At 47.3% G+C, this 18,719-nt stretch carries 12 protein-coding genes, 21 tRNA genes and 2 pseudogenes; 3 read left to right on the top strand and 32 right to left on the bottom strand.

What is annotated here, in order from left to right:
• The first annotated feature begins 181 nt into the window (after nucleotides 1-181).
• Entirely contained in the window at nucleotides 182-1,630 is a 1,449-nt protein-coding gene (locus QSJ10_RS02460) for an IS66-like element ISBst12 family transposase (protein ID WP_076611637.1), read from the top strand.
• A gap of 50 nt (nucleotides 1,631-1,680) precedes the next feature.
• Here QSJ10_RS02460 and QSJ10_RS02455 read toward each other — a convergent pair whose 3' ends face one another.
• The 4 genes and pseudogenes from QSJ10_RS02455 to QSJ10_RS02440 all read right to left on the bottom strand — a co-directional run.
• Complete coding sequence (locus tag QSJ10_RS02455) at nucleotides 1,681-2,046, bottom strand: hypothetical protein (protein WP_287136209.1); 366 nt, start codon at nucleotides 2,044-2,046, stop codon at nucleotides 1,681-1,683.
• A 376-nt stretch (nucleotides 2,047-2,422) separates the two neighbouring features.
• Nucleotides 2,423-4,111 carry a glycoside hydrolase family 13 protein gene (locus QSJ10_RS02450; protein ID WP_061567168.1) on the bottom strand — a complete coding sequence of 563 codons (1,689 nt, stop codon included), beginning with the start codon at nucleotides 4,109-4,111 and terminating at the stop codon, nucleotides 2,423-2,425.
• Between the two features lie 582 nt (nucleotides 4,112-4,693).
• Nucleotides 4,694-5,308 carry an NAD(P)H:quinone oxidoreductase gene (gene wrbA / locus QSJ10_RS02445; protein WP_033016569.1) on the bottom strand — a complete coding sequence of 205 codons (615 nt, stop codon included), beginning with the start codon at nucleotides 5,306-5,308 and terminating at the stop codon, nucleotides 4,694-4,696.
• Between the two features lie 299 nt (nucleotides 5,309-5,607).
• Nucleotides 5,608-5,868, bottom strand: a pseudogene (locus tag QSJ10_RS02440) (cation:dicarboxylate symporter family transporter); the annotation flags it as partial.
• A gap of 104 nt (nucleotides 5,869-5,972) precedes the next feature.
• Between QSJ10_RS02440 and QSJ10_RS02435 the strand changes: the two are divergent.
• A pseudogene (locus tag QSJ10_RS02435) lies at nucleotides 5,973-7,092 on the top strand (IS4 family transposase); the annotation flags it as partial.
• Nucleotides 7,093-7,124: 32 nt separating this feature from the next.
• Here QSJ10_RS02435 and QSJ10_RS02430 read toward each other — a convergent pair.
• The 7 genes from QSJ10_RS02430 to queG form a co-directional block, all read right to left on the bottom strand.
• Entirely contained in the window at nucleotides 7,125-7,664 is a 540-nt protein-coding gene (locus QSJ10_RS02430; RefSeq protein ID WP_287136210.1) for an IS630 family transposase, read from the bottom strand.
• Nucleotides 7,661-8,191 carry a helix-turn-helix domain-containing protein gene (locus QSJ10_RS02425; protein ID WP_287136211.1) on the bottom strand — a complete coding sequence of 177 codons (531 nt, stop codon included), beginning with the start codon at nucleotides 8,189-8,191 and terminating at the stop codon, nucleotides 7,661-7,663. Before QSJ10_RS02425 ends, QSJ10_RS02430 begins: the two co-directional genes overlap by 4 nt.
• A gap of 472 nt (nucleotides 8,192-8,663) precedes the next feature.
• Complete coding sequence (gene yhbH, locus QSJ10_RS02420; RefSeq protein ID WP_053532787.1) at nucleotides 8,664-9,821, bottom strand: sporulation protein YhbH; 1,158 nt, start codon at nucleotides 9,819-9,821, stop codon at nucleotides 8,664-8,666.
• Between the two features lie 224 nt (nucleotides 9,822-10,045).
• Entirely contained in the window at nucleotides 10,046-11,941 is a 1,896-nt protein-coding gene (locus tag QSJ10_RS02415; protein ID WP_033016388.1) for a PrkA family serine protein kinase, read from the bottom strand.
• 326 nt (nucleotides 11,942-12,267) lie between these two features.
• Nucleotides 12,268-12,741: a tRNA (uridine(34)/cytosine(34)/5-carboxymethylaminomethyluridine(34)-2'-O)-methyltransferase TrmL gene (gene trmL, locus QSJ10_RS02410; RefSeq protein WP_011229988.1), complete on the bottom strand. Its 474-nt coding sequence runs from the start codon at nucleotides 12,739-12,741 to the stop codon at nucleotides 12,268-12,270.
• A 20-nt stretch (nucleotides 12,742-12,761) separates the two neighbouring features.
• Nucleotides 12,762-13,625 carry an amidase domain-containing protein gene (locus tag QSJ10_RS02405; protein WP_053532788.1) on the bottom strand — a complete coding sequence of 288 codons (864 nt, stop codon included), beginning with the start codon at nucleotides 13,623-13,625 and terminating at the stop codon, nucleotides 12,762-12,764.
• A 61-nt stretch (nucleotides 13,626-13,686) separates the two neighbouring features.
• Complete coding sequence (gene queG, locus QSJ10_RS02400) at nucleotides 13,687-14,829, bottom strand: tRNA epoxyqueuosine(34) reductase QueG (RefSeq protein WP_053532786.1); 1,143 nt, start codon at nucleotides 14,827-14,829, stop codon at nucleotides 13,687-13,689.
• Between the two features lie 52 nt (nucleotides 14,830-14,881).
• Here queG and QSJ10_RS02395 point away from each other — a divergent pair, with 52 nt between their 5' ends.
• On the top strand, nucleotides 14,882-15,547 hold the full coding sequence (locus QSJ10_RS02395) for a B3/B4 domain-containing protein (RefSeq protein ID WP_033016385.1): 666 nt from the start codon (nucleotides 14,882-14,884) through the stop codon (nucleotides 15,545-15,547).
• Nucleotides 15,548-15,845: 298 nt separating this feature from the next.
• On the opposite strand, the gene QSJ10_RS02390 is transcribed toward QSJ10_RS02395, so the two are convergent.
• The 21 genes from QSJ10_RS02390 to QSJ10_RS02290 all read right to left on the bottom strand — a co-directional run bounded on the left by QSJ10_RS02390 (nucleotide 15,846) and on the right by QSJ10_RS02290 (nucleotide 18,715).
• A tRNA-Glu gene (locus tag QSJ10_RS02390) sits at nucleotides 15,846-15,917 on the bottom strand.
• Between the two features lie 4 nt (nucleotides 15,918-15,921).
• Nucleotides 15,922-16,014, bottom strand: a tRNA-Ser gene (locus tag QSJ10_RS02385).
• Nucleotides 16,015-16,021: 7 nt separating this feature from the next.
• Nucleotides 16,022-16,096 (bottom strand) — tRNA-Asn (locus QSJ10_RS02380).
• A gap of 203 nt (nucleotides 16,097-16,299) precedes the next feature.
• Nucleotides 16,300-16,373 (bottom strand) — tRNA-Ile (locus tag QSJ10_RS02375).
• Between the two features lie 6 nt (nucleotides 16,374-16,379).
• Nucleotides 16,380-16,450, bottom strand: a tRNA-Gly gene (locus QSJ10_RS02370).
• A gap of 171 nt (nucleotides 16,451-16,621) precedes the next feature.
• Nucleotides 16,622-16,694, bottom strand: a tRNA-His gene (locus QSJ10_RS02365).
• A gap of 7 nt (nucleotides 16,695-16,701) precedes the next feature.
• Nucleotides 16,702-16,777, bottom strand: a tRNA-Thr gene (locus QSJ10_RS02360).
• A gap of 208 nt (nucleotides 16,778-16,985) precedes the next feature.
• A tRNA-Ser gene (locus QSJ10_RS02355) sits at nucleotides 16,986-17,076 on the bottom strand.
• 22 nt (nucleotides 17,077-17,098) lie between these two features.
• Nucleotides 17,099-17,175 (bottom strand) — tRNA-Ile (locus QSJ10_RS02350).
• 5 nt (nucleotides 17,176-17,180) lie between these two features.
• A tRNA-Met gene (locus tag QSJ10_RS02345) sits at nucleotides 17,181-17,257 on the bottom strand.
• Nucleotides 17,258-17,274: 17 nt separating this feature from the next.
• Nucleotides 17,275-17,347 (bottom strand) — tRNA-Ala (locus tag QSJ10_RS02340).
• 8 nt (nucleotides 17,348-17,355) lie between these two features.
• Nucleotides 17,356-17,429, bottom strand: a tRNA-Pro gene (locus QSJ10_RS02335).
• A 6-nt stretch (nucleotides 17,430-17,435) separates the two neighbouring features.
• A tRNA-Arg gene (locus QSJ10_RS02330) sits at nucleotides 17,436-17,509 on the bottom strand.
• Nucleotides 17,510-17,512: 3 nt separating this feature from the next.
• Nucleotides 17,513-17,598: transfer RNA gene (locus QSJ10_RS02325), tRNA-Leu, on the bottom strand.
• 5 nt (nucleotides 17,599-17,603) lie between these two features.
• Nucleotides 17,604-17,678, bottom strand: a tRNA-Gly gene (locus QSJ10_RS02320).
• A 7-nt stretch (nucleotides 17,679-17,685) separates the two neighbouring features.
• A tRNA-Lys gene (locus QSJ10_RS02315) sits at nucleotides 17,686-17,758 on the bottom strand.
• A gap of 165 nt (nucleotides 17,759-17,923) precedes the next feature.
• Nucleotides 17,924-17,996: transfer RNA gene (locus tag QSJ10_RS02310), tRNA-Thr, on the bottom strand.
• Nucleotides 17,997-18,204: 208 nt separating this feature from the next.
• Nucleotides 18,205-18,280 (bottom strand) — tRNA-Phe (locus QSJ10_RS02305).
• A 174-nt stretch (nucleotides 18,281-18,454) separates the two neighbouring features.
• A tRNA-Asp gene (locus QSJ10_RS02300) sits at nucleotides 18,455-18,530 on the bottom strand.
• A 5-nt stretch (nucleotides 18,531-18,535) separates the two neighbouring features.
• Nucleotides 18,536-18,612, bottom strand: a tRNA-Met gene (locus QSJ10_RS02295).
• A gap of 27 nt (nucleotides 18,613-18,639) precedes the next feature.
• A tRNA-Val gene (locus QSJ10_RS02290) sits at nucleotides 18,640-18,715 on the bottom strand.
• Nucleotides 18,716-18,719: the final 4 nt, after the last annotated feature.

Below are 18,719 nucleotides of genomic sequence, written 5' to 3'. Positions count from 1 at the left end.
GCTCTACCTACTTTCCTACCCTCTGAAAAATCTACAAGCTTTTTTGTATCTATAGATTTTATATTTTTCGTAAAAATACTTAACGCAGCAGTAACTATTCAGCCACATCATAAAGTGAGCTGAATATTTTCTTCTTTCCTTGTCTATGATGTGAATATTGATAGACAAGGAGGTGAATCGCATGTTGACGGTACAACAAGCTGTATTTACAGTTGAGAGCTTAATCGGCAAAGTTCAACAACAAAAACAGCTCATTCATCAACTCATTCAAGAAAATGAACATTTGCGTCACGAAAACAAACAGCTACGCAAAGAAAATGAACAACTGAAGTACCGTGTTCAAGAGCTGGAAGCACGCACGAAAAAAAACAGCTCCAATAGCCATTTGCCCCCATCTTCTGACCGTTTTGAGAAAAAGCGTTCCTCCCGCGAGCCGTCTGGCAAAAAGCCTGGTGGGCAAGAGGGACATGAGGGGAAGACGCTCCGTCAAGTGGAACATCCACATCATCGTGTCGTCCACCGTGTGCATACGTGTCAAGGATGTGGAGCTTCTTTGCGTGAAGTCAAACCGTTCAAAGTCGATATCCGTCAAGTGTTTGATGTCCCTCCTGTGGCGATCGAGGTGACACAACATGAACGTGAAGTGAAATCGTGTCCACATTGTCGATGCGTGCAACAAGCCGAATTCCCATCCCATGTCACGAATCATGTGCAATACGGTCCACGGCTCACGGCGCTCGTTGTTTATTTACATCATATCCAATTGATCCCGTACAAGCGTTTAAGTGATACAATCGAAGCGTTATATCAACACTCGATTAGTACAGGAACCCTTGCCAATATGGTGAAACGAGGACGCGAAGCGCTGGAATCAAATATGGACATCATCGAAGACGCCTTACTTGAATCCAACATCCTGCATGTCGATGAAACGAGTTTGCGCATCAATGGGAAACTCGCATGGGTGCATGTCGCGTGTACATCGAGATATACATACTTGGCTCCTCACGCTTCTCGTGGAAAAAAAGCGACCGATGAGATCGGGATTCTTCCCCGATATGAAGGGACGATGATGCACGATGCGTTCGGTACGTATCCGAAATACACACATGCCACCCATGCCCTTTGTCATGCCCACCATTTGCGTGAGTTAAAAGGATTCATCGAACAGGGGCATACGTGGGCGATGCGCATGACCACGTTTCTGTTAGCCGCCAAGCAAGCCGTCGAAGCCCATCACGGTGCACTTTCCGAAGAAGAAGCGAGACGGTGGGAACGAGTGTATGATCGCATCCTAGAAAGAGCACAACACCGATTAGAAACGATGACGCCTCTTCCGAAAAAAGCACTCGCTTTTGTTCGACGCCTTCAAAAACGAAAGGAAGAAGCGCTGCGTTTCTTACGTGAAGTACATGTTCCCTTTGACAACAACCAAGCCGAACGCGATCTTCGCATGGTTAAAGTCAAAGAGAACATTTCGGGTACATTTCGCGAAGAAACATTCGCGCAGTCGTTTTGCATCGCAAGAAGCATCGTTTCCACACTGACGAAACACGAAAAAAACGTGTGGGATTCGTTATGTCTTCTGTTGGCAGGCGAAACGATCGATCGAGTTCTTTCCGCTACCTAGGGCATTTTCTATGACCGAAATGCCCTATTTGTGCTGGGCTTTTTTATACACTAGCACTGGGGTGAATAGTTACACGCAGCATCATCTAATTTCTTTATACCAATCTTATAAACATCTTTTACAGCATCCGTTACTTTGGCGATACTTTTAAAATCGCCTAATCCTGGGACAAACGCAAGTAAGGCTCCTGCCACATCCTTCACAGTTGAACTTGGGTTACTCAAAACCTTATACAGGTTATATGCATCCTTAACAGTTCCTACTCCAGGAATAAAATCAGTTACTACATCTACTAGGTCTTTTGCTAAGTCCCATCCCTTGTCAAATTTATTAGCTTTTGCCACTAAAAACATTTGCATCGATGTAGAGGAAATTTCTACAGTATCATTATTAGAGGAAAGAGTAGCATTTTTCAAATCCTCACGATTATTTAGATCAATACGGGAAGTCCCGAGATTGGTGTTCTGCTGGTTATATATGGTTTGAGTATTTGTTCTATATAGATGCAATTTAAAGCTTTAACATTTTTCGTTTTGACCGGTCATTTCATCCAACTGTCGAGTGACCGAACAACACCGCTTAAAGACCCATGAATGGGTCTTTAAGCGAGTCGTTGTTCGGTCTTCCGTCACGCCTTAGCGTGACGGAGGCAAGCCATAGGCTTGCCTTCGACAGTCAAAAATGGATGAGCCACTTTTCCGCCAAGGATATGTTAAACGATTTCGTTGCATCTATATAGATAGAAAATAATGTTTGCACCGTTTAGTATTGGCACCGGAAAAAGCAAATGTTTCATGACAAACGGATTTTATATACGCGCGCCTCCCATGGACGCAGGCGAATTTCTTTCAGTTCTTCCGTTTCATCAACATCGTAATTGCTGATAAGCAGTTCTTTTGTTTTGTAGGTGATATCATCCGGAAGCCGGAAAACAGGAGTTTTTTCAGAAAAATTAGTAATAACAATCAGCTTTTCATTTCCCAATGTGCGTGTGTATGCGTAAATATACGGATCGTCTTCCAAAATTAAGTCATATGTTCCATAGACAATAATGTCATGCTGCTTGCGAAGTTGAATTAATTTTTTATAATAATGAAACACCGAATTTGGATCCGCTAAAGCCTCTTTTACGTTGATTTCCTTATAATTTGGATTTACTGGAATCCATGGCGTCCCAGTTGTAAATCCTGCGTTTTCGCTGTCATCCCACTGCATCGGTGTGCGCGCGTTGTCACGCCCTTTATAATAAATTTTCTCCATCACTTTTTGCGGATCTTCACCATATTCTTCCACACATTCTTTATACATGTTCAATGTTTCAATATCACGGTAGTATTCAATCGACGGGAAGCGCACATTGGTCATTCCGATCTCTTCACCTTGGTAAATATACGGTGTTCCTTGCATCATATGGAGAAATGTTGCAAGCATTTTCGCCGATTCCACACGATACTTTCCATCATCGCCAAAGCGAGAAACAGCGCGTGGCTGATCATGATTGTTTAAGTAAAGACTGTTCCATCCTTTTCCTTCTAGCTCTTTTTGCCATTTTGTCATCGTTTTTTTCAAGTCGGCCAACGACCATGGACGAATATCCCATTTTCCTCCAGGTCCGGAACCTAAATCAACATGCTCGAATTGAAACACCATGTTCAACTCATGACGCGATGGGTCGGTATATAAAATTCCCTCTTTTGGTGTGACTCCCGGCGTTTCTCCGACCGTCATAATGTCGTATTTTGACAATACTTCGCGGTTCATCTCTTGCAAAAACTCATGAACGCGCGGACCGTTCATAAAATACTTGCTTCCCGAAGCGTATTTCTTCCCTTCCTGCGGTTTTCCGTCCGGTAATTCTGGCACTTTCGAAATCATGTTGATGACATCCATTCGGAAGCCGTCGACGCCTTTATCAAGCCAAAACTTCATTATGTCATACACTTCGCGGCGCACTTTTGGATTTTCCCAGTTTAAATCTGGTTGTTTTTTTGAAAAAAGATGCAAATAATATTCTTCCGTCGTGTCGTCATATTCCCACGCTGAACCGCTAAAAATTGACTCCCAATTGTTCGGTTCCTTTCCATCTTTTCCAGGCCGCCATATATAGTAGTCGCGATACGGATTGTCCTTTGACTTTCTTGATTCGATAAACCACGGATGCTCATCTGATGTATGATTGACGACTAAATCCATCACTAGCTTAATCCCGCGTTTGTGCATTTCCTCAAGCATTTCTTCCCAATCTTCCATCGTACCAAATTCATCCATAATCTCCCGATAATCGCTTATATCATATCCGTTGTCATCATTTGGCGATTTATATACCGGAGATAGCCATACCACATCCACGCCAAGTTCTTTTAAATAATCAAGTTTCACGATAATGCCGCGGATATCGCCAATGCCATCCCCGTTGGAATCGTAAAAACTGCGCGGATAAATTTGATACACAACCGCTTCTTTCCACCATTTCTTTTCCATATCTATCACTCCATTTATATTCTGTTATAAAGTCGGCAATAAGATTGCTTTACTTCAGAAAGATAATATTACTTAATAGCACCCTTTGTCACGCCACTATATAGATGCAATTTAAAGCTTTAACATTTTTCGTTTTTACCGGTCATTTCATCCGAATGTCGAGTGACCGAACAACACCGCTTAAAGACCCATGAATGGGTCTTTAAGCGAGTCGTTGTTCGGTCTTCCGTCACGCCTTAGCGTGACGGAGGCAAGCCATAGGCTTGCCTTCGACAGTCAAAAATGGATGAGCCACTTTTCCGCCAAGGATATGTTAAACGATTTCGTTGCATCTATATAGTTGATTTACCCAGTCTACATTCGATATACTTTTAGACATAGGTAGGGTTCTCCTTTCTTTAGAATGTTTTTCGTCCAATCAGAGAATACCCTACCTTTTTTCTTTTGATCTAGTAAAATGCTTTACACAAAATTTTATACATCATCCTTTTCGAGAATTTGCTTACTTTTATTTTATTATCTTTCCGTACATAAAAAAAGCAAAATATAATGCATAAAAAAATGAGAGTAAAAACCCTCATCTTATTGTCGCATTCCATTTTTTATCCATTGCGCAACTTGGACGGTACGGCGTGCTTGATGTTTCACAGCAGCTTCCGCATTTTCTACTATTTTTCCGTTTTGATCGACTGTCACACTCGTTCCGTATGGATTTCCTCCTGCAGCAAAAGCAGATTGATCCGTATATCCAGGCGCTACTACGATCGCACCCCAGTGGTACATTGTTGTATATAGTTGTAAAATGGTTTGTTCTTGGCCGCCATGAGCATTTCCTGCAGATGCCATGGCGCTGACAACTTTATTGGCAAGCTTTCCTTGTGCCCATAATCCGCCGGTTGTATCTAAAAATTGCTTTAATTGCGAAGGAATATTACCAAAGCGAGTCGGCACGCTGAAAATAATCGCATCCGCCCATTCTAAGTCCGCTAACGTAGCTGTTGGGACATCTTTCGTTGCTTCCGCATGAGCTTTCCACGCTGGATTCGATTCAATTGCTTCTTTTGGAACGAGTTCAGGAACTTTTACTACTTTTACTTCTGCCCCTGCTTCCTTCGCCGCTTCTTCCGCCCATTTTGCCAATTGATAGTTCGTACCTGTTGAGCTGTAATAAATAATGGCTAATTTTACATTTTCCATCGTCTATTCTCCCCTTTACACGAATTTTTTCGTGGAAAAAATGAGTGTTTCACGGCCTTGCTGGACTTCCCAACTGTAATTTCTCCATTTTTTTGCATGCCATTCATTATTCTTGCAAGATCGTTATAAACACTGAATTCATAAATATTGAATTCAAGGTTTATGATATAAAAAATTAGATTTATTATCAAATTTTTAAAATAAAAAATGCTTTTCTGCCATAAGTGGCAAAAATTGCCTGCCTTCATATGTTGCATCGAACTGGCAGAAAAGCATAGGTGATGTCGAATTGCTAAAGTTTACTTTGCAACAACCATCTTCGTTCTATCTGCATGTTGTTCTTCAGAAGGATGAAATTCATTTTCCATCTTAGAAACAACAACAGTCGCTACAGCATTGCCAATTAAGTTTGTAATGGCACGCGCTTCCGACATAAAGCGGTCTACGCCAAGCAATAACGCGATTCCTTCTACTGGAATCATCGGGAACGCTGCCAAAGTCGCCGCAAGTGTAATAAATCCGGAACCTGTGACCCCTGCTGCACCTTTTGACGTTAACATTCAGGCGTGTTGATTATCCAATAAAATCCAAAGGGTATAGAAAAAAGAGCACCTTTCCTGTAGAATGTGAGTAGCGACACAAACAAACCCAGGAGGTGCTCTCTATGAACAAGCATACCACACTCCCGAATTTGATGCAAAAACTTGTTTCGGATGAAGAGATTCAACTGATTGCCGAAGCGGTTGGGTATCGTGATTCGTCTCGAACCTTTCCGTTGCGCGAGTTGATTCACTTCTTCCTGCTGGCCGCCATGCATCAATGGAAAAGCTTTCGCCACGGAGCCGATGTGGGGCCTCTGTATGGATTGTCGCGATTCCATTATTCAAATGTATCCAAGAAAGCGAAAGAAGTTCCCTATGACATCATGAAACGCTTGTTGGCGTTGATCATTTCCAAGTGCAACCGCCAAACCCGCCGTTCGCTTCGGTTTCCCAAACCGCTTCGGGTGGTGGATTCGACGACCGTCACGGTCGGGAAAAAACGCCTGCCATGGGCGCCGTATCACGGTGAACGCGCCGGAGTGAAGCTGCACGTCGCGTATTCGCCGGAATCCTCGTTGCCGGCAGACGTGGTGGAAACGACCGGGCTGCGTCACGATGGCCCGGTGGGAGAACAGTTGACGAACGCTCAACAAGTGCTCGTGGAAGACCGGGCGTATTTCAAAATCGAACGCCTCGATCGATTTGTAGAGCAGCATCAGCTCTTTGTCATTCGGATGAAGGACAACAATCGAACTTCATCAGAAAAAAAGCTTGAAACGCCTTTCCAGCACATCTTCATCGGTTCAAGCCGACTTCACGTGCCAGTTGGGGACGAAACAATGCCGCTCCACCAAGCGTCACCGGGTGGTGATCTTTCGAGATGCGAATGGCCGCGACATTCGGGTCGTGACGAACCTCTTCCATGCGTCTGCGGAAACCATTGCCGACATGTACCAACAACGTTGGACTGTTGAGGTCTTTTTCCGTTGGGTGAAGCAATATCTGAATGTCCCGACCTTGTTTGGCACGACGGAAAATGCGGTATACAACCAACTGTTTGCGGCATTCATCGCATATGTGCTGTTGCGATGGCTGTATGATCAAACCAAAAAACAGACGAACGTCTCTCTTTCCTTCATTTCGTTCGTTCGCCGTTTTTTCTCTGGGCAGCTTCCTCTCGATTGGAAATCCGGGATGGCCGCTGCTTTGTTTGAGTATGCCCAAATTTATGGAAGGCGTATGTCTATATACATGCAACATAAAGAGTTAACTTCTCATCCTGCACACCCTAAGCGTTGCAGCACTTCCTCCGGACGTTCGTGGATGTAGTGGACAAACCGAGTAATGGCTTGAATGATATCGTTGCGATCCTTGTGAAAGACATTGGCAATCACCATATCTTTCAACCATTTCCATAAGCGTTCAATCGGGTTCAGCTGTGGCGAATAGGGAGGAAGGTAAATAAAGTGAAAACACTGCCCTTCTTCCCGCAAAAACTCCTTGACCATCTTGGCATGGTGAATGCGGGCGTTATCCAACACCAAGACCATGAGACGGTCTGGATAGCGCTCTTTGAGCATTCTCAAGAAATCCAAGAACGTCGCAGCATTGGCGGCAGTCGTTTGATGAAGCACCGTTTCACCATCATGGACGTTGACCGCGCCAAACCGCGATACGTGGGCATGATGGCCAAACGTCGGCACTTGTTTTTGGCGGCCGACTTCCGACCATGTGGACCGCAAGACATGGTAAGAGCGGATATGGGTTTCATCGATGTACAGAAGAACAGCATCTTCTGTCTCCTTGGTGATCAAGTTTTTTTTATCAGATCCATTTGTTTTTCAAATTGCTTTTGCTCATCCGGATTTCCTTTCGCCAGTGTGTACGTCGGTCGTGTCCACGACAGCCCTTTGCGGTGCAGGAGTTTTCGCAGCGCTTCGCGGGAAATGGAAACACCGAATTGCTTTGCGACATAGGATTGCAGGAGTTTGGTGTTCCACGCCGAAGCAACGTCCCAGCCCAGTTCCGCGGGAGTGATGGTCAATACAAGCTGTTTGATCTTTTCCTGCTGTTCTTCGGTGAGAAACGGCTCCCGCCCGGGGGCGAAATCCCGATGAAGCAGGAGTTCAAGGCCGCCTTCGTTGAACAGCGACACATAATGGGAAACGGTTTGTCGGCACACGTTGACCATGGAGGCCACCTCTTTGCCCAAATAGCCTTCCATGACCAGGCGGACGGCCATCACACGTTGGCGGAGATGAGCGTTTTTGATCTTCCGTTCCTGCTTGCGGAGTTTCCGGGGCGTCCATCCATGGTTGTCGGTGATTTTGAGGCGTTTCATGCAGAATTCCGCTCCTTTTCCATGTTTTTCATTAGGAGCAGTATAACCAGAGTGGGCACCGCTTATGCGAAGGTTAACTTTTCAATGAGCATGTATATAGAAGCCTGAAGCCATGAACATCAAAAAATGAGCTATTTGCTTCATCAATAACCAACGGAATCCGTTCGCCGGCACAAAAAATTCTCCTGATTCAATGGAAGCATTTAAGTCGTGAATGACATATTTTTTCCGTCATAGGACTTGCAAACACGAACAAACTCCACATTTGTCACACGATGCACCTCCTTGCTTTTGCTTCTTTCCATAAAAAATGCTTCCCGTTGAAACCGCTATCCCCCCGCTTTGCAAGACAGCTTGATTACTTTCATCATGGAGGATGTTTGTAAATAAGCTGTAAAATAGGGGTTTTGCTTCTGTAAAATTTATACTTTTTGTAAAATAAATAAAAATCTCCTGCGCTATTGCAGGAGATTCATACGAATGCCTTATTTTCTTCTTTCCGGAAAAATGTTTTCATCGCGTGGAACACATCTGATTTTTGTTTCAAAATATAATAGCGGAACTTTTCATCCTTAATATTGCGATACGCCGACATGAGTGTGGAATGGCGGTTGTACTGGTTGACTTCTCCATACCCAAACATGTTCGACACTTTCATCAGCTCTTGAACAAGCTTCACACAGCGGGCATTGTCCGATGTCAAGTTGTCGCCGTCGGAGAAGTGGAACGGATAAATGTTGTAGCGCGACGGAGAATACTTCGTTTCGATCAGTTCCAGCGCCTTGCGGTAGGCGGATGAGCAAATCGTCCCGCCGCTTTCCCCTTTCGTGAAAAATTCATCCTCGCTGACAACTTTCGCTTCCGTATGATGGGCGATAAAGGCGATGTCGACTGTTTCGTACTTCGTGCGCAAAAAACGCGTCATCCAAAAGAAGAAACTGCGCGCCATGTATTTTTCCCACATGCCCATCGAGCCGCTTGTGTCCATCATGGCCAAGACAACGGCCTTCGATTCCGGCTTGACGACTTCATTCCACGTTTTAAACTTTAAATCTTCGCGGTAAATCGGGTAAAAGCCTGGTTTGCCGCTCATGGCATTGCGTTTGAAAGCGGCGAGCATCGTCCGCTTTTTATCGATGTTCCCCATCAACCCGGTGCGGCGAATGTCGTTAAATTCGATATGTTGAACGACATTTTGATCCAGTTCTTTCCGCTGCAAGTTCGGCAGCTCCAGTTGGCTGAAGAGCGCTTCTTCGATTTCCATCAACGACACTTCAGCCTCGTAATAATCTTGACCCGGCAAGTCGCCGGCTCCTTGGCCTTTTCCTGGCCCTTGCCCCTCCCCACTTCCGTCTCTGGCCACGACATCGCCGACTTGGCTGTCTCCGTTTCCTTGGCCGACATGTTTGTTTTTCTCATAGTTGTAGCGAATTTTACATTCATCCAGCGAGCGAATCGGAATCTTAATTACATCGCGTCCGTTGGACATAATGATGCTTTCTTCCGTAATCAAATCCGGCAAATTGTTTTTGATCGCTTCCTTTACCTTTTCTTGATGCCGCTTTTGATCGTCATATCCTTTGCGGTGGAGGGACCAGTCTTCTTTCGATACAACGAAATTCCCTTTCATATTTTCCCCTCCTTTGTTAAAATGGTTCTCACACTTTTCACTTTCCCGCATATACTTATGTTGGCGTCATCAAAACGGACCATCACTATGCCAAGTTGTTTATTTTATCCTATGCAAAAATTCAAAATAATTGACAGATGAATGCCGAAAATAGAAAAGCGAACAACGGACGGACAAGCCCGATTATCGATGCAAAAAAGCATGCCCCGGCGCTCGAGGCATGCCTAGCGGTTCAACAAGCTGCCGACATAGCGGAGCAATTCATTGGCCGACGTGGAGTTGTACCCGTATTCATCGATCAGGCGGGCGACGACTTCATTAATTTTTTTCAGTTGCTGTTCATCGGGCGTTTTCGTCGATGTCGTGATTTTCACAATATCCTTTAAATCAGCAAACAGCTTTTTCTGGATCGCTTCACGCAACCGCTCATGCGAATTGTAGTCAAACTTTTGCCCTTTGCGTGCGTAGGCGGAAATGCGGATTAAAATTTCTTCCCGGAACGCCTTTTTCGCATTTTCCGAAATGCCGATCTGTTCCTCAATCGAGCGCATCAGCTTTTCATCCGGATTCATTTCCTCACCCGTAAGCGGATCGCGCAGTTTCGTCTTGTTGCAGTACGCCTCGACGTTGTCCAAATAGTTATCCATCAACGTTTTCGCTGACTCTTCATACGAATAGACGAACGCCTTTTGCACTTCTTGTTTTGCGATTTCATCATACTCCTTGCGCACGAGCGAAATGAAATTCAAATACCGCTCGCGGTCTTCCTTCGTGATCGACGGATGCTGATCCAACCCTTCTTTCAACGAACGAAGCACGTCAAGCGCATTGATCGACAGCACTCCTTTGCGAATGATGCAGGCAGAAATGCGGTTGATGACATAGCGTGGGTCGATGCCGCTCATCCCCTCGTCCGGATGCTCCTTTTTCAGCTCCTCCACATCGACCTCGCTGAATCCTTCGATCATTTCGCCATCATACAAGCGCATTTTCTTCAATAAATCCACATCCGGCCGCTTCGACTCTTTCAGCCGAGTCAAAATCGTAAACATGGCCGCAATCCGCAATGTATGCGGGGCGATATGCACGTCGGCGACATCGCTTTCGCGGATCATTTTTTCGTAAATGCGCTCTTCTTCCGAGACGCGCAAGTTGTATGGAATCGGCATGACGATGATGCGCGAATGGAGCGCCTCGTTCTTTTTGTTGGCGATGAACGACCGATATTCCGTTTCGTTCGTATGAGCGATAATCAATTCGTCGGCGCTGATTAAAGCAAACCGCCCAGCCTTGAAATTGCCTTCTTGCGTCAGCGACAGCAAATGCCAAAGAAATTTTTCATCGCACTTTAACATCTCTTGAAATTCCATAATCCCGCGGTTGGCTTTGTTCAGCTCGCCGTCAAACCGGTACGCGCGCGGGTCGGACTCGGAGCCGTATTCCGCGATCGTTGAAAAATCGATGCTTCCCGTTAAATCGGCGATGTCTTGCGATTTTGGATCAGACGGACTGAACGTCCCGATGCCGACGCGGCGGTTTTCCGAGAAGAAAATGCGCTCCACTAGCACGTCTTCAATGCGTCCGCCGTACTCTTTCTCAAGCCGCATCATATTGAGCGGCGACAGCTCGCCTTCGATGCGAATTCCGTATTCGCGGTAAAAATCGTCGCGCAAATGGTGAGGAATGAGGTGAAGCGGGTCTTCATGCATCGGGCACCCTTTAATCGCATAAACGGCTCCGTGCTCCGTTTTGGAGTACTCCTCAAGCCCGCGCTTCAGGAGCGTTACCAACGTCGATTTCCCGCCGCCGACCGGCCCCATCAGCAGCAAAATCCGTTTCCGCACATCAAGCCGCTTCGCCGCCGGGTGGAAATATTCCTCAACGAGCCGCTCAAGCGCCTCCTCAAGCCCGAACAGGTGCTGGCTAAAAAACTTATATCGTTTCCGCCCATTCACCTCTTCGACCCCAGCATCTTTGATCATATTATAAACACGCGAATGAGCCGACTGGGCCACCCACGGCTTTTCTTTTAAAATCTTTAAATACTCGGCAAACGTTCCTTCCCATTTCAACTTTTCTTCTTCTTCCCGATACCGGGTGATTTTTTGCAAAATATCCATAAAGGACCTCCTCACCCTTGGATGTCTAACAGCAAGATTATTACAATTTATGTGAGGATGTCCCGTATCATTCGCCGCAAAAAAAATTTTGTCTCCTAACAACCAACTGCGGTCATTCACATGCTTAGCCATATTCGCTATAATAAAGGGGGAAACGCCTGCCACTTTCATTATGAAGGAGGAACAAACGATGCGCACGTTGCTTGTGCTAGGGGTTATCATTGCGTTTTTGACGGCCATTTTCACCGCTGGCTATGAAGACAAACCAGGCGTCAGACAATAAGACCAAAAAAACGACCTCCAGAGCGAAGGTCGTTTTTTTTTGTTTATGACAACCCATAAAACCGTTGTTGGCGCAACGCTTCGTACACTAAAATGGCCGCCGTGTTCGACAAGTTTAACGAGCGCACTTTGTCATTCATCGGGATGCGAAGGCAACGGTCCATATTGGCCTCAAGCAGCTCCTTCGGCAGTCCGGTCGTTTCACGTCCGAACACAAAGAAAATATGTTTTTCTGTATCGCTGAAATCAAACGAATCATAATACCGGCGCCCGAATTTCGTAATGAAATAAAACTCCCCTTCCGGAAAGCGGGCGAATAGTTCGTCAAGCGAGTCATAATACGAAATATTGACATACGGCCAATAATCAAGCCCGGCGCGCTTTAACATTTTATCATCCGTAGAAAAACCGAGCGGGCGGATCAAATGGAGCGACGTATCGGTTGCTGCGCACGTACGAGCGATGTTTCCAGTATTGGCTGGAATTTCTGGCTGGTATAGCACTACATGAAGCGGCATTTCCTTCACCTCAGCAACGTTTATTTGCGATCGATGATGTGAAAAAACTTATAGCGAATGTTCGGCGTATAGGCGCTTGAATCTTCATACGACCAATAGCGCATTCGGCTGTTTGTCGTATGGGCGTTCACAAGCGGCATCCCGTTCTGATCTTTCGCCACCACAATCGTTGAGTGGTCGAAGCGTCCGTCCCCTTGAAAATCATAACAGATGACATCGCCTGCCATCAATTGCTCCGGCTCCGCCACTTCCACCGCCTGCAAGCCAATGCGCGACCCGCTCAAATACCAACGAAAGGAATGAGCGACAGCCCAGCTGTAACTCCAACTTCCGTTTTGACACCACCATCCCCTCGCCCGGTTCGGATAGCCCGTCATCGGTGCCCCGCCCGCATACAAGCATTGGGAAACAAAATTCGTGCAATCCACCGGAAACGACGGAAACACCGGGTTATGCCGATTCCACCACGTTTCCGCATACCGAACCGCCCGGGCGCGGTCATACTGGTAAGAAAGACGATCTCCCGTCCATTGCTCTCGTTCGACGCGCGGCGCCTCCATATCCCCCCCCAATCGGTTGATCGTTTCATCAGCAACAAGCTCACCGCCAACAAAACAGGCGCATCGCTCCTCAACCTGTTCTTCTATATATAGTGAACCCCTTTGCTTAATTAAAAATTGATGGTGGGCAATATACATCACTTTCGCTTCCCGCTCAATGGTCTGCCTGCCGACAATTTGCCCCCGGATCGTGCAACGGACGATCTCCGCACCGCGCTTTTGGCAAAGCTGTTGCTTTCTTGCCGCCTCTTCGCTTCGGATATTGCTTTCCGACACAAACGAGCGGGCTCGCTCATCCAACCACGCGCGCAACTGTTTTTTCATGCTGCTTTCCACCACTTTCGTTTTTGTTACTACCTTATGTGGGGAAGCTGCGTTTTTTTCCCTATTCCTTTGCCTCAGCCAACAGTTTTAGTCCTTTTTCAATCTCAGCGATCACATCGGCATCCGCCTCCGTTTGCCGCGCGGCCTCCAAATAAGGCTTAGCGCTTGGATCCCCGATTTTCCCGAGCGCCCACGCCGCCGTCCCGCGGATGACGGGACGGCTATCCTCTTTCAACAAACGCAGCAAATGCGGCACCGCGGTTTGGTCTTTGTAATGGGCAAGCGCCAGAATGGCATTGCGCTGAATCGGCTTTTTCCCACGCCATGAACCCGCCATGGCCCCAAATGTTTCTTGAAATTCACGGTTGCTCATCTGAAGCAGCGGGATGAGTTTCGGCTTTACCGCTTCCGGATCCGGCTCGAATTCCGGATGCAAATGAAAGTCTTTTCCCTTATTTTCCGGGCAGACTTGCTGGCATGTATCGCAGCCATACAGCCGATTCCCGATTTTCTCTCGAAACTCGTCGGCCAAAAAGCCTTTCGTTTGCGTTAAAAAGGAAAGGCACCGCTGTGCGTTCAGTTGTCCCCCTTGCACAAGCGCCCCAGTCGGGCAGGCATCAATGCATTTCGTGCACGTGCCGCATCGGTTTTCAACCGGTTCATCAGGGGGAAATGGAATATTCGTAATCATTTCTCCCAAATACACATACGATCCAAACTCTGGTGTAATAATAGAGCAGTTTTTGCCACTCCAACCGATCCCTGCCCGTTCCGCCACCGCCCGATCGGCGAGCTCTCCGGTATCCACCATCGAGCGAACGCGGGCATGGGGCACTTTGGCCAGCAAAAACTCCTCGAGCTGCTGCAAACGTTCCCGCAACACATCGTGGTAGTCCTTTCCCCATGAAGCGCGGCAAAAAACGCCGCGCCGTTCCGTCTTTGTCCCCCGCGGCGCATTTTTCATTTTAGACGGATAGGCAAGAGCAATGGCAATAATCGATTTTGCTTCCGGAAGAAGCAATGAAGGATTCGTCCGTTTCTCAATATCTGGTTCCTCAAAACCGGACTGATAGCCGAGCTCCTGCTGGCGGCGCAGCCGTTCCTTTAATTCCACAAACGGATCAGCGCTCGCAAATCCGATTTTATCAATGCCGATTGACCGACTGTACTCAATGACTTCCTGCTTTAATGCCATAACATCCATCGTTTTCCCTCCTTTCGTCATATATGGTAAAATGAAATCCGAGGTGATCAAGATGAAATGCGTGATATCAGAACAACTAAAGCAACGCCTTCCTTCTGGTAAATTCGGCGTCATCCGCTATTATCATATCGAGGTCAGCGATTCACCGCAAATGTTAAGGGGGCGGCTTGAGCTGTTTCAAGAATCTCTTTACATCGAGCTGCAGGAAAAGTCGATTGCCGACATTCCTGAAATGGTCGAATGGCGCCGTACTTTCAAACAAATCGGAACGGACCCAAGCCGCTATCGACCGTCAAGTGAAAGCCTGTACCGACGCATCCAGAAAAAAAGCTTCATTCCGCCTATCCATTCAGCGGCAGACATAAACAACTTTTTTTCACTCTATTATAAAATTCCGCTCGGCATCTATGATCTAGACCGCATCAACGGGACAGTGACGCTCACGATCGGCACGGAAAAAGATGAATACATCGCGTTAAACGGCCGCACAGTCAACTTTGCCAACAAACTCGTCAGCAAAGATGAACGAGGGCCGTTTGGCAGTCCGATCGTCGATTCGGAGCGGACCGCCGTGACGAGAGAAACGAAAAACGCTTTGCAAATCGTTTACTTTCTCCCATCAACGCCAGAAGAAACCGCCAAGCGCCGGCTTCAAGCCATCCAAACGATGTTTGTGCAAATTCATGGCGGCGAAGCCGACGCCCAATTGTTCGTTTGATCTTCTCCCCCCACTTTCCTGCCGTTGGAAACGGGGGACTCCCTTCCTACCTGAACTCTCTCCCTACGCTCACGCGTGGAAATGAGGGTCTTCTCGGTTTAGGGTGGTAAATAAAAAAACGCAATGCCTCGTTCTTTAACGAAACGAAACACTGCGTTGTCCCCAACAATCATAACGTAATTTTAAAGCTAACGAGAGATATTATAACAGACTTCCACACGCATCGCAAGAAAAAACGCAAAAATCGACAAAAGAAATTGTACAAAAGGGCACCAGAATCTCTGGTGCCAGCAACCAGTGACCCGTACGGGATTCGAACCCGTGTTACCGCCGTGAAAGGGCGGTGTCTTAACCACTTGACCAACGGGCCATTATGGCGGAGAAGGCGGGATTTGAACCCGCGCGCCGCAAAACTGCGACCTAACGGTTTAGCAAACCGTCCCCTTCAGCCACTTGGGTACTTCTCCAAAGAAATGGCTCCGCAAGTAGGATTCGAACCTACGACCTACCGGTTAACAGCCGGTTGCTCTACCGCTGAGCTATTGCGGAATGATGTATATGTTATGCACATCTTCCAAATGTACTCGTTGCCTCTTTCTCTGCCAGCTAATTCAAGGAAGCGAGATGCGTCGAGGCAACTCGCAGCGAATTCGAAGATGTGAAGCTCGTCGCTCCGATTTTGCTGTGGAACGATGGGGCATTGTTCGCCCATTATTATAGCGAATGACCCAAAAATATTCAATGGAAAATAATGGGCCTAAGTGGACTTGAACCACCGACCTCACGCTTATCAGGCGTGCGCTCTGACCAGCTGAGCTATAGGCCCATCAAAAGCGGGTGATGGGAATCGAACCCACGACATCAGCTTGGAAGGCTGAGGTTTTACCACTAAACTACACCCGCATAATATTTGGCTTAACATCCGCCACGCTGCTTCCATGCCCCTTCCTCTACCAGCTGATTCATAGAAGCCAGATGCGTCGGGGCAACTCGAAGCTAATTCGATGATGCAGATGCTCGTGGCTGAGGTTTTACCACTAAACTACACCCGCAAATATAGAATATAATGAAAAGGGCGACTAGTGGGAATCGAACCCACGCATGCCAGAGCCACAATCTGGTGCGTTAACCACTTCGCCATAGTCGCCTCGTTCTGGTGCCGGCTGCAGGACTTGAACCCGCAACCTACTGATTACAAGTCAGTTGCTCTACCAATTGAGCTAAGCCGGCACATTTAACATGAGTTACTGGATCATATGATCTGCTCGGTTGTTCCTCTTCCTCTACAAGCTGATTCGAGGAAGTCAAATGCTCGGTGTCCCTTCCTCTGCAAGCTTATTCAAAGAAGTGGGATGCGTCGGGACAACTCGAAGCAGATTCAACGATTCGAATGCTCGTCTCTACCAATTGAGCTAAGACGGCACGATTTTAAAGTGCATGGCGGAGGAGGAGGGATTCGAACCCCCGCGCGCCTTGCGGCGCCTCTCGGTTTTCAAGACCGACCCCTTCAACCACTTGGGTACTCCTCCAAAAAAGCAACAATAATAATAATGGTGGACCTTGTAGGACTCGAACCTACGACCGGACGGTTATGAGCCGTCTGCTCTAACCAGCTGAGCTAAAGGTCCGATAATGGTGGCGGTGGAGGGGATCGAACCCCCGACCTCACGGGTATGAACCGTACGCTCTAGCCAGCTGAGCTACACCGCCAAATTTAAGTCAAAAGGTGGAGCCTATCGGGATCGAACCGATGACCTCCTGCTTGCAAAGCAGGCGCTCTCCCAGCTGAGCTAAGGCCCCATGATAAATCGGGAAGACAGGATTTGAACCTGCGACCTCACGGACCCGAACCGTGTGCTCTACCAAGCTGAGCTACTTCCCGACAAAACGCGCTCGAGAGGATTCGAACCCCTAACCTTCTGATCCGTAGTCAGATGCTCTATCCAATTGAGCTACGAGCGCACGTGCCGAGGGCCGGACTCGAACCGGCACGGTAGTTACCTACCCCAGGATTTTAAGTCCTGTGCGTCTGCCAATTCCGCCACCCCGGCGGAAGTGGAGCGGAAGACGGGGCTCGAACCCGCGACCCCCACCTTGGCAAGGTGGTGTTCTACCGCTGAACTACTTCCGCAAGACGATGAGCCATGGAGGACTCGAACCTCCGACCCTCTGATTAAAAGTCAGATGCTCTACCTACTGAGCTAATGGCTCATGGTTAAGATAACACTCTAAGCTTCATTTCACTCTACCCGCCCCTTCCTCTACAAGCTTATTCGAAGAAGTCAAGTGTGTCGGGGCAACTCGCAGCGAACTCGAAGATGTATCGCTCGTTTCTGAGCTCATGTTTCGCTAGTTGAATTTTTTCAAAATGGAAGATGCCGGCTGCAGGACTTGAACCCGCAACCTACTGATTACAAGTCAGTTGCTCTACCAATTGAGCTAAGCCGGCACATTTAACATGAGTTACTGGATCATATGATCTGCTCGGTTGTTCCTCTTCCTCTACAAGCTGATTCGAGGAAATCAAATGCTCGGTGTCCCTTCCTCTGCAAGCTTATTCAAAGAAGTGGGATGCGTCGGGACAACTCGAAGCAGATTCAACGATGCGAATGCTCGTCTCTACCAATTGAGCTAAGACGGCATAATTTATAGTTTGATGGTGGCTCGGGACGGAATCGAACCGCCGACACAAGGATTTTCAGTCCTTTGCTCTACCGACTGAGCTACCGAGCCATATATTATTTTTTAACTCGCTCGTTGAATTGCTCTGTGCCTCTTCCTCTACCAGCTGATTCAAAGACGCTCGATGCGTTGAGGCAACTCGAAGCGAATTCGATGAAGCAGATGCTCGTCTCTACCGAATGAGCTGCTGAGCCGTATTTTTCATCTTTCACAATTTTGAAAGAATGGCGGTCCCGACGGGACTCGAACCCGCGATCTCCTGCGTGACAGGCAGGCATGTTAACCACTACACTACGGGACCAATTTTGGTTGCGGGGGCAGGATTTGAACCTGCGACCTTCGGGTTATGAGCCCGACGAGCTACCGGACTGCTCCACCCCGCGGCGATAAGAATACACAATTGGTGTAAGTGGTGGAGGATGACGGGATCGAACCGCCGACCCCTTGCTTGTAAGGCAAGTGCTCTCCCAGCTGAGCTAATCCTCCACGA

The sequence above is a fragment of the Geobacillus stearothermophilus ATCC 12980 genome (assembly GCF_030369615.1).
Taxonomy (GTDB): domain Bacteria; phylum Bacillota; class Bacilli; order Bacillales; family Anoxybacillaceae; genus Geobacillus; species Geobacillus stearothermophilus.
Note: the sequence above shows the minus strand (reverse complement) of the source record. Positions and strands in the feature narration are given on the sequence as shown.

Excerpts from the sequence above, each read along its gene's own strand:
- QSJ10_RS02460 (WP_076611637.1), top strand. The coding sequence starts at position 182 with ATGTTGACGGTACAACAAGCTGTATTTACAGTTGAGAGCTTAATCGGC.
- QSJ10_RS02450 (WP_061567168.1), bottom strand. The coding sequence starts at position 4,111 with ATGGAAAAGAAATGGTGGAAAGAAGCGGTTGTGTATCAAATTTATCCG.
- wrbA (WP_033016569.1), bottom strand. The coding sequence starts at position 5,308 with ATGGAAAATGTAAAATTAGCCATTATTTATTACAGCTCAACAGGTACG.
- QSJ10_RS02425 (WP_287136211.1), bottom strand. The coding sequence starts at position 8,191 with ATGAAACGCCTCAAAATCACCGACAACCATGGATGGACGCCCCGGAAA.
- yhbH (WP_053532787.1), bottom strand. The coding sequence starts at position 9,821 with ATGAAAGGGAATTTCGTTGTATCGAAAGAAGACTGGTCCCTCCACCGC.
- QSJ10_RS02415 (WP_033016388.1), bottom strand. The coding sequence starts at position 11,941 with ATGGATATTTTGCAAAAAATCACCCGGTATCGGGAAGAAGAAGAAAAG.
- trmL (WP_011229988.1), bottom strand. The coding sequence starts at position 12,741 with ATGCCGCTTCATGTAGTGCTATACCAGCCAGAAATTCCAGCCAATACT.
- QSJ10_RS02405 (WP_053532788.1), bottom strand. The coding sequence starts at position 13,625 with ATGAAAAAACAGTTGCGCGCGTGGTTGGATGAGCGAGCCCGCTCGTTT.
- queG (WP_053532786.1), bottom strand. The coding sequence starts at position 14,829 with ATGGATGTTATGGCATTAAAGCAGGAAGTCATTGAGTACAGTCGGTCA.
- QSJ10_RS02395 (WP_033016385.1), top strand. The coding sequence starts at position 14,882 with ATGAAATGCGTGATATCAGAACAACTAAAGCAACGCCTTCCTTCTGGT.